Raw genomic sequence first — 9,083 nt, 5'->3', positions numbered from 1 at the left:
GACGACGACGACCTGCGTCGCGGCCAGCCGACCGTGCACAAGGCCTTCGACGAGGCAACCGCGATCCTGGCCGGCGACGCCCTGCTGACGCTGGCCTTCGACATCATTGCCGGCGAGTCGACTGCGCTGCCGGCGGAGCGGCGGGCAGCCCTGGTGCTGGCGCTTGCCCGCGCCGCCGGAGCAGGCGGCATGGTCGGCGGCCAGAAGCTCGATCTCGAAGCCGAACAGACGCCGCCGGACGAGGCCGGCATCATCCGGCTGCAGGCGATGAAGACCGGCGCGCTGATCCGTTTCGCCTGCGAGGCAGGCGCCCTCATCGCCGGCGCCCCGGCCGATGACCGCGAGCGGCTGGCCGAATTCGGCTCGGCGATCGGTCTTGCCTTCCAGCTTGCCGACGACCTGCTCGATTTGACCGCCGACGCCAGCCAGATGGGCAAGGCGACCGGCAAGGACGCCGCCGCCGGCAAGGCGACGCTGGTGGCCTTGCATGGTGCGAATTGGGCACGTGGCCAGCTTCACGGCCTCGTCCAACAGGCGCATGCGCTGCTTGAGCCCTATGGTGACGATGCCCAGTTGCTGAAAGAAGCGGCGACATTCGTGGCGGCGCGTAACAGCTAAGGTTGGTGCCAGCCGGAACATCGAGCTGATTGCACGCACGTCCCCGCCGGCCGGTTCTGAAATAGAACTTGAGCGGAAGCCTGCCGAGGCAGAGGATTGACATCCGCACGGCAAGCACGCGGTGCGGATAAGAGTTGGAGGATGCCATGTCGACCACCGACAAGCTGTTCAGCGGTTCCATTCCCGAGATCTACGACCGGGCGATGGTGCCGCTGATCTTCGAGCCATATGCGCGGGATCTGGCGGAGCGGGTGTCGAAGCTCGGGCCGCAATCGGTGCTCGAAGTGGCGGCGGGCACCGGTGTGGTGACACGTGCGCTCGCAGCAAAGCTGCCGGCGCAAGCGCGCATCGTGGTCACCGACCTCAACCAGCCCATGCTCGACCACGCACGCACGCGGATGGTGGACGATCCTCGCATCACCTGGCAGCAGGCCGATGCTCAGGCGCTGCCCTTCGAGGACGCACAGTTCGACGCCGTGGCCTGCCAGTTTGGCGCGATGTTCTTCCCCGATCGGGTGGGCGCCTACGGGCAAGTTCGGCGCGTGATGCGGCTGGGCGGACACTTCCTGTTCAACGTCTGGGGTGCCATCGAAGAGAACGAGTTTGCCGATGAGGTGACGCGTGCGCTCGGCCATTTTTTCCCGGCCGATCCGCCTCGCTTCATGGCAAGGACACCGCATGGCTATCACGATGCGGACGTCATCCGCGCCGACCTGCATGCCGCCGGCTTCCGTAACATCACCATAGAGCCGCTGGATGCCGTCAGCGCCGCTTCCTCGCCATATGAGGCGGCCACGGCCTATTGCCAGGGCACGCCCCTGCGGGCCGAGATCGAGGCGCGCGGTGGCTCGCTGGAGGAGGTGACGCGATACGTGGCGAATGCCCTTGGGAAACGGTTCGGGGAAGGCCCGGTAAGTGGCCGCATCCGCGCCCTCGTCGTGGAAGCGGCCTAGGCGCGCTGTCCATCCGGCGGCTCGCACGGCTCGCCTGCCCGCACGAACGAAATTTTAATGTAAATGAAGCGTAATCCCGGCCATTAAAATGGTGCGTATGTGTTGGGGTTGCGCATGCCTGAATATTCGTCCTTCATCCGGTCGGTCCGGATCCGCTATATTTCAGGGTTGCTGATCTTCGCGCTGGCTTCCGCCGGCATCGTGATTGCACTTGATCGCGTCAATTCCTTTCGCCGCGACATCGATGCGCTGAGCAGCAATCTCGTCATCTTCACCCGAGACCTGCGCAACGCGACCAACTTTGCCGAGACGACCGGCACCGCCTGGCGGGCGGAGACACGCGATGCCCTGACCACATCGGCGCGCGGCCATTCGGAGCGCCTGACCGGCGAGATCGAGACGCTGACCGCCCAGCTTGCGGCGATCAAGCCGCGGCTGTCGATCAAGACCGTCGACGAACTCCAATCCGCTTCAGTTAACGGCGATCTGTTCTGGTCGCCGCGCGACATGGTGCGCAATTTCAACCTGATGTCGGTGGCGCAGAAGGTCGATGAGTGGAGCTATCGCGAAATCCGCAACCAGAATGACCTGTTCGCCCAACCCATGCTGGTTCGCGTCCGCACCGCCATGGATGATGAGCGCCATCTGGCCGATGCCTCCAGCGACAGGCTGTTGTTGTGGGCCAGCGGCATCCTGTTCGCGGCCCTTGCCATCGTCGCCTTCTGGATCTTCCGCCCGATGGAAGTGGCGATCCGCCGCGCCTTTGCCGAATCCGCCGAATCCCTGTTCAAGGCCGAGGCCGCCGACCGCGCCAAATCGGAATTCCTGGCCAATATGAGCCACGAAATCCGCACGCCGATGAACGGTGTGCTCGGTATGGCCGAACTGCTGGCCAAGACCGATCTGACCCCACGCCAAAAGACCTTCACCGACGTTATCGTGAAGTCCGGCAACGCGCTGCTCACCATCATCAACGACATCCTCGATTTCTCCAAGATCAATGCTGGCCAGCTCACCCTCGACCCTGCTCCCTTCCGCCTTTCCGAGGCGGTCGAGGACGTGGCGACGCTGGTCTCGGCTCGCGTCGCCGAAAAGAACCTCGAACTGATCGTGCGCGTCGATCCGCGCCTGCCGGCCCATGTCGTCGGCGACGCCGGCCGGTTCCGGCAGATCATCACCAACCTGCTCGGCAACGCAGTGAAGTTCACCGAGAAGGGTCACGTGCTGATCGACGTCGGCGGCGAGATCGTCAACGACGTGGTCCAGCTCAAGATCCGCGTCGAGGACACCGGCATCGGCATACCGGCCGAGAAACTGCAGAACGTGTTCGAAAAATTCGCGCAGGTCGACGGCTCGTCCCCCCGCCGTCATGAAGGCACGGGGCTGGGGCTCGCCATTGCCGCCCGCCTCGTCGACCTGATGGCAGGCAAGATCGGCGTCGAGAGCGAGATCGGCCGCGGCTCGGTGTTCTGGTTCGCGGTGCCGCTGCCCGCGCATCAGGCCGCGGCGCGAGACGAGATCGTGCCGGTCGACGTTACCGGCGCGCGCGTGCTGGTCATCGATGACAATCCGGTCAACCGCGAAATCCTGCTCGAGCAGCTCAGAAGCTGGAGCTTCGACTGTGCCGCCGCCGAAAGCGGCGCCGTCGGCCTGGCCTTCCTCGATCGCGCCTTTCAATTGGGCGCCGCCGTCGACTGCATCATCCTCGACTACCAGATGCCCGGCATGAACGGCGCCGACGTCGCCAGGGCAATTGCTTCCGACAGCCGGCTGTCCTCCATCCCGGTGGTGTTGCTGACCTCGGTCGACCAGGTCGATTTCGGCAAGATGATCATCGACTTCGGCATTGCCGCGCATCTGACCAAGCCGGCGCGCTCCGCGGTCCTGCTCGGCACCGTTATCTCGGTCGTGCAGAAGGCCCGTTCGCAGGTCGGCAAGGCGCAGTTTGTCCGCGAACCGATCGTCCAGGCTCCCCCGGCAGCGCCGCCCGCCTTTACCGTCATCCGCGGCCCGGCGCTGCCAGTCGCGGCAGCACCGGAATCGACAACCACGCCGAACGGACCGATCGACATCCTGATTGCCGAGGACAACGACGTGAACCAGCTGGTCTTCGGCCAGATCCTCAATGGCTTGGGCTTGAGCTACCGCATCGCCGGCAACGGCCGCACGGCGGTCGAGATGTACCGGGCGCTGCGCCCCAAGCTGATCCTGATGGACGTCTCGATGCCGGAGATGAATGGCTACGAAGCGACCCGCGCGATCCGGGCCATGGAGACCTCGACGGGCACCCACATTCCGATCATCGGCGTCACCGCGCATGCGCTGAAGGGCGATCGCGACAAGTGCATCGAATCGGGCATGGACGACTATCTGCCGAAGCCCGTTTCGCCCGACCGACTGGGCACCAAGATCGGCACCTGGCTCAGCGAGACCGTGGTGGCCAAGACGGCGTAAAAGCCGGCCCTATTGGTCAGGCCGGATCAGCGCAACCGGCCGATCGGGATGATTTCCGGCGAGGTCACACCATAAGGTGTGCCCTGCCAGTCACCCAGCCACTGCTCGACCAACAGGCCAGTCTCGTCCAGCATCCCCGCAAGATCTTCCTTCTTGGGGAACGCGATCTTGGATTCGGCGCCCAGAACAGGTCTACCGCCCGGAATGTCATAGAAGGTCGAGTAGGTGACGATGCCGGTAGCGGCATCGTGTTCGGCATCATACCAGGCTTTGACCGTGCCGAGGCCGGGATGCGTAACTGCCCGTTCGGAGCGCTGCGGTGTCCATTCCAGCCATTCCTCCTCGGCGGGATTTCGTGTGTCGAAAATGAAGAGCCCGCCGGGAGCGAGATGCTCGGCGATGGTGCCCAGCACCGCCATCTGATCCTCGCCTGTCAGGAAAACCTGGAACGCATGCCCGGTGAGCAGGACCAGGTCGAAACGCCGCCCGAGCCGAACAGTTCGCGCGTCGGCCTCGACCCAGTCGACCCTGTCGCCGCCGGCCCTGCGCCGCGCCACGTCGAGCATCGCCGATGCCGGATCAACGCCAGTGACATTATGCCCCTCGGCAAGTTCGGCAGCCAGTTGGCCAGTGCCACAGCCGAGATCGAGGACCGAGCCGCGATTTACGGCAAGACCGATACAGTAATCAAAATCGGCACGGCCGCTTTGATTCTCGATATCATAGAACTGGACGAAGTCGGGATCGCTGTAGATAGGGTCGGTCATAGTCGCTGCCCATACTCCAAATTTCCAGCTGCAGCCCATCAATGCATCAGGCGGCTGCGTCGAGGCGATAGCGGCGCATCCAGTCGAGGCTCGTGTCGTCGGAGAGCTTTGCAACGCCGGGCCTCACGTCATCGGCATTCGGCGCTTGAACGCCCAAGACTTCGCAGATGCCTAGCAATGTCGCCGCCGGATTGCTCGAAAGGCGCTCGTAGCCAACCCGAAGCGGGGTTATGCCTTGCTCAGCGAACCAGATGTTCCATGCCGCATCATAGGTCTCGAGTACCTCGACCTCACGCCTGATCCGCTCGAAATCATATTGGGGCTCTTTCGGCGGTGCGACCCTTTCGATCTCGGTGCCGTCGGGAGCGATATGCCAAAGACCGGTCTGCTCTGCCTTGATCAGGGAGACAGCCTGCGCAAGCTTGTCTTCCCGCGAGAGGTGTATGTAGAGAACATTGCCGAATGCTCTTTCGAACCGTGCTCTGTCGGATGGCAGTTTTGGGAAAATCCGGTCGAGGATCGCCGAAAGCTCATCCAGATTTTCGCGCATCAAGCGGAGGCCGAAGAGGCCGGTCCCACCCTTGCCGGCGGCGATCGCGGCATCGAGATACGCGGCATCGAATTCGAGCTCGCTCATCGCGGCGCGATCGGGCAACTTCCACTCTTCGGCCCACTCCACCACGTCCTGGCGCCGATAGAATGAGTGCGGATCACCGGCCGTCTTCGTGGACGCCAGAAGCTTGCACAGCAAAGTGCTCCCCGTCCTCGGCGTACCGCAGATAATGTATCCATCGAACATGTTGTGCCCACGCGGCTTGTCAAAGGCAGGGGCTGTCGCTCCTGGTAACATGGCCGCCGCCATAGCTGAAATCCTTGCTGGATGCGACGCCACGGCTGTCGCTTTTTAAATGCCTCTCTCAGACAAAATACCCTGCCGGCAGGGGTCAAATTACCGGTTGCGCACCACCACGCATGCCCCACCGATGCTTTGCAATTTCTGGCAGATGACGTTTGCATCGGCGCGGTGGTCGACACCGATCCTGACCGCATAGATACCCCGCCGGCCGATCGGCGTGCGCACCCGGCTGACCACTGGATCGTGCCCATTGAGCAGGGCCGGGAACCGGCTCCTTACCCTGAGCCACTGGTTGATCGCGGCACTGCGGCGGAAATTGCCGGCCACCTGGATGCCCCACGGCTTTACGTTGATCGAGGCCATCGCCACGGTCCGCGACATGATCACCGGCAGTTTTCGGCAAGCGACGGCAAAATCCGCCTTAGCGTCGAGCGGTTCGACCCTTCCGGCATAGGCTCGGTCGGTGAACTTGTCGGCTGGTTCGCCCATGATGTCGAAGACATAGCTTTCGGTTTCCATCGGCAGGAAACCGCCGGAACTGAGCCAGCGCGACACCCGGCTCTCGCCGGCATTGTAGGCGGCGGCCGCCAGGCCGAGATTGCCGTAGCCGGTTTTCATTTCGGCGAGATATTTCGCCGAAGCCGGGATCGCCTGATTGATGTCGAAGGAATTGGCAAGCCCGCGCATCTTGGCGGTTCCCGGCATGAACTGGGCAATGCCTTCGGCGCCGACGGGACTGACGGCGTTGGGATCGAAACGGCTCTCCTTCCAGATCAGCCGGGCGAAGAAATCCCTGGGCAAACCATTCTGGTCGGCATGCGCCTGGATCAGGTTGCAGACCTTGTCGATAAGCCGTTGCTTGGCGGATTGCGGCGGATCGGCCTGAGCCAGTGTCGACCAGACTAGCCCACACAGCAGGACCAGCGTCGCCCACAGGAAACGCCGCATTTGACCTACTCTGCCGCGGCCTTGCCGCCGCGACCGAACCGCTGTTCGATATAGTCGGCGACCATTTTCTCGAAATCCGCCGCGATCGACGGTCCGCGCAGCGTCGCCGCCTTCTTGCCGTCGACGAAGACAGGCGCCGTCGGCGTCTCGCCGGTGCCGGGCAGCGAAATGCCGATATCGGCATGCTTGGACTCGCCCGGGCCGTTGACGATGCAACCCATCACCGCGACCTTGAGGTTCTCGACGCCGGGATATTTGTCGCGCCACACCGGCATGTTCTTCCTGAGATCTGCCTGGATGTTCTGAGCGAGCTCCTGGAACACGGTCGAGGTCGTGCGGCCGCAGCCGGGACACGCGGCGACGATCGGCACGAACTGCCTGAACCCCATCGTCTGCAGCAATTCCTGCGAAACCTGCACCTCGCGCGTGCGGTCGCCATTCGGCTCCGGCGTCAGCGAGATGCGGATGGTGTCGCCGATGCCTTGCTGCAGCAGGATGCCCATGGCGGCCGACGAAGCGACGATGCCTTTCGAGCCCATGCCGGCTTCGGTCAGGCCGAGATGCAGCGCATGGTTGGAGCGGGTGGCGAGCTCGGCATAGACGGCAATCAGGTCCTGCACGCCGCTGACCTTGGCCGACAGGATGATTTTCTCGCGGCCAAGGCCGATCTCTTCCGCCATCTCGGCCGAGAGAATGGCCGACTGCACGATCGCCTCGCGCATCACCTCTTGCGCCGTCAGCGGAAAACCCTTGTCCTGGTTGTCGTCCATCAGCCGGGTCAAAAGCTCCTGGTCGAGCGAGCCCCAGTTGACACCGATGCGCACCGGCTTGTCATGCCTGATCGCCATCTCGACGATGTCGGCGAACTGCCGGTCCTTCTTGTCCTTGAAGCCGACATTGCCGGGGTTGATCCGATATTTGGCCAGCGCCTCGGCGCAGGCCGGGTGATCGGCCAAGAGCTTGTGGCCGATATAGTGGAAGTCGCCGACCAGCGGCACGTTGATGCCAAGCCGCTGAAGCCGCTCATGAATGCGCGGTACGGCGGCGGCACTCTCGTCGCGATCGACGGTGATGCGCACGATCTCGGAGCCGGCCCGGTGCAGTGCTGCGACCTGCGCGACGGTCTGGTCGATATCGGCCGTGTCGGTGTTGGTCATCGATTGGACGACAACGGGCGCGCCGCCGCCGACGACCACGCCGCCCACATCGACGCCGACCGAGGTGCGGCGGGGGAAAGGAGAGGAAAAATATCCGGTCATGCCGGCAGCCTTTTGTCTCTGGAGCATCTTGTGTCCTGCATGGGCGCACAACGACGCCCCGGGCCGATGCGCTGAGGTCCGGGCATGAGGTGGAGGAGCAAAGATGGCTTGTCAATGGCGACAGGTCGCCACTGGCCGGAATCGGCACGCCGCCAACGACCAAAAACAATCGAGGATCTGGCGAAACGGGCGACGGCCGAAGCGGATATTAAGCCGGTGCAAGTCCAGCTTCGGCTGACAGACCGGTGCTGGGAAATCAAACCCCTCCACGCCGGCGGCGGGGAGCCGCCGGGAAAAGAGGCCGCGGATACCGGGCGGCTATGTCAGGAGGGCATCAATGCGTGGTCGGTTTTCCTCTTAGTTTTTCAATCTCGTCCTTGAGTGCCAGCTTGCGTCGCTTAAGATTCACGATTTCGAGGTCGTCGACCGATGGATGATTCATCGCGTCATCGATTTCACGTTCGATGTCGCCGTGTTTCCGCTGCAACTCATCAAGATGGGATGCAAGAGACATGATTGGTTCTCCCTTTCATGGTTTTCCTCGATTGCAACCGTCACGGCGCGTCCACCGCAGGTTCGCTTCTGTGACGGCACGGTGACAGTGTGTCACCTTCCGCGGGCGATGTCGAATGATCCGTGGTAGCATTCCACGACACTGTGAAATGTGATATGGGCTGCACGCCGGTGACAAAACACCCGGCCCCGCCCAATCAGGCCCAGCTTTGGGCGCCGCAGACGTGCAGACGGTAGAGAATGTCCGATCAGGAACAGGCCGATATTCGCCTCGAATTTTCCCGCCTGAAGCAGGAACACGCCGATTTCGATGCAGCCATCAACGCGATGATCGCCATGGCCTGCGATCCGCTGCAGATCCAGCGCATGAAGAAGAAGAAGCTGTTCCTCAAGGACCGGCTGATGGCGCTGGAAGACAAGATCATTCCCGACATCATTGCTTGAACGATGTGAAGTGCTGACGCTGATCGAGCGCCAGGCAGCGGCGATCTGCATCTCCCTGCGCGGTCGTGTGACGGTGCCTTTGGCCGGTCAATCGTTGGGCTCTTTTTCGCCGGTGCACTAGCCGCGACGGCGCGTCCTGCCGGGCGATCTCGCACATGGAGCACCTCGAACTCGACGGCTTCGTCGCACGCTCTCGGTCAGTGATCCCACCGTTCTGACGGATTGTCCGGCGACGCCGCTGGGAAACCTGCGCCTTCGCGCGGCTCAGCCC

At 63.2% G+C, this 9,083-nt stretch carries 9 protein-coding genes; 4 read left to right on the top strand and 5 right to left on the bottom strand.

Translation table 11 applies throughout. The annotated features are described in order from the left end of the window. The 3 genes from EN932_RS20865 to EN932_RS20855 all read left to right on the top strand — a co-directional run. Nucleotides 1-618: polyprenyl synthetase family protein (locus EN932_RS20865; RefSeq protein ID WP_164890553.1), on the top strand; the 618-nt coding region annotated here is incomplete at its 5' end. A gap of 146 nt (nucleotides 619-764) precedes the next feature. Next, nucleotides 765-1,571, top strand: coding sequence for a methyltransferase domain-containing protein (locus EN932_RS20860; protein WP_013529223.1), 807 nt, complete (start codon nucleotides 765-767; stop codon nucleotides 1,569-1,571). 114 nt (nucleotides 1,572-1,685) lie between these two features. Continuing rightward, nucleotides 1,686-4,025 carry a response regulator gene (locus EN932_RS20855; RefSeq protein WP_128369032.1) on the top strand — a complete coding sequence of 780 codons (2,340 nt, stop codon included), beginning with the start codon at nucleotides 1,686-1,688 and terminating at the stop codon, nucleotides 4,023-4,025. 26 nt (nucleotides 4,026-4,051) lie between these two features. Here the strand turns inward: EN932_RS20855 and EN932_RS20850 are convergent, their stop codons facing one another. From EN932_RS20850 to EN932_RS20830, 5 genes are all read right to left on the bottom strand, one after another. Further along, the gene (locus EN932_RS20850) at nucleotides 4,052-4,792 is read right to left on the bottom strand and encodes a class I SAM-dependent methyltransferase (protein ID WP_063173214.1); all 741 of its coding nucleotides are present in this window, start codon (nucleotides 4,790-4,792) and stop codon (nucleotides 4,052-4,054) included. A gap of 46 nt (nucleotides 4,793-4,838) precedes the next feature. Beyond that, nucleotides 4,839-5,654 carry a Stf0 family sulfotransferase gene (locus EN932_RS20845; protein WP_127368893.1) on the bottom strand — a complete coding sequence of 272 codons (816 nt, stop codon included), beginning with the start codon at nucleotides 5,652-5,654 and terminating at the stop codon, nucleotides 4,839-4,841. A gap of 87 nt (nucleotides 5,655-5,741) precedes the next feature. After that, the gene (locus EN932_RS20840) at nucleotides 5,742-6,596 is read right to left on the bottom strand and encodes a lytic transglycosylase domain-containing protein (RefSeq protein WP_127368892.1); all 855 of its coding nucleotides are present in this window, start codon (nucleotides 6,594-6,596) and stop codon (nucleotides 5,742-5,744) included. A 5-nt stretch (nucleotides 6,597-6,601) separates the two neighbouring features. Next, on the bottom strand, nucleotides 6,602-7,855 hold the full coding sequence (gene ispG, locus EN932_RS20835) for a flavodoxin-dependent (E)-4-hydroxy-3-methylbut-2-enyl-diphosphate synthase (protein ID WP_024502967.1): 1,254 nt from the start codon (nucleotides 7,853-7,855) through the stop codon (nucleotides 6,602-6,604). Nucleotides 7,856-8,189: 334 nt separating this feature from the next. Beyond that, entirely contained in the window at nucleotides 8,190-8,369 is a 180-nt protein-coding gene (locus EN932_RS20830; RefSeq protein WP_013529217.1) for a YdcH family protein, read from the bottom strand. A 239-nt stretch (nucleotides 8,370-8,608) separates the two neighbouring features. On the opposite strand from EN932_RS20830, the gene EN932_RS20825 reads away from it, so the two are divergent. Continuing rightward, nucleotides 8,609-8,812 carry a DUF465 domain-containing protein gene (locus tag EN932_RS20825; RefSeq protein ID WP_013529216.1) on the top strand — a complete coding sequence of 68 codons (204 nt, stop codon included), beginning with the start codon at nucleotides 8,609-8,611 and terminating at the stop codon, nucleotides 8,810-8,812. The last annotated feature ends 271 nt before the right edge of the window (nucleotides 8,813-9,083 follow it).

Source organism: Mesorhizobium sp. M7A.F.Ca.US.002.01.1.1, assembly GCF_004022955.1.
In the GTDB taxonomy this organism is placed as follows: domain Bacteria; phylum Pseudomonadota; class Alphaproteobacteria; order Rhizobiales; family Rhizobiaceae; genus Mesorhizobium; species Mesorhizobium ciceri.
Note: the sequence above shows the minus strand (reverse complement) of the source record. Positions and strands in the feature narration are given on the sequence as shown.